The 229-nt window shown below is 70.3% G+C and carries 1 protein-coding gene; it reads right to left on the reverse strand.

Going from position 1 to position 229, the window contains the following annotated elements; genetic code table 11:
* The coding region (locus ELR45_RS38945; RefSeq protein WP_205857225.1) for a response regulator at positions 1-229 on the reverse strand (229 nt) is incomplete at both ends.

Genomic DNA, 229 nt, shown 5'->3' on the forward strand with positions numbered 1-229 from the left:
GCGCCGACCTCGACGACGCTGAAAGGCTTGGTGACGTAGTCGTCGCCGCCCAGACGCAGCCCTCGGATCCGGTCCTCGACCGCATCGCGCGCGGTGAGGAAGAGGACCGGCACATCGACGGCACGGGATCGCAGCAGTTGGAGGACCTCGAAGCCGTCGGCTCCCGGGAGCATGACGTCCAGCACGATGATGTCCGGGGTGCGGCGGGCGACCTGTCCGAGGCCCCCGG

Source organism: Phytoactinopolyspora endophytica, from assembly GCF_004138495.1.
GTDB lineage: Bacteria > Actinomycetota > Actinomycetes > Jiangellales > Jiangellaceae > Phytoactinopolyspora > Phytoactinopolyspora endophytica.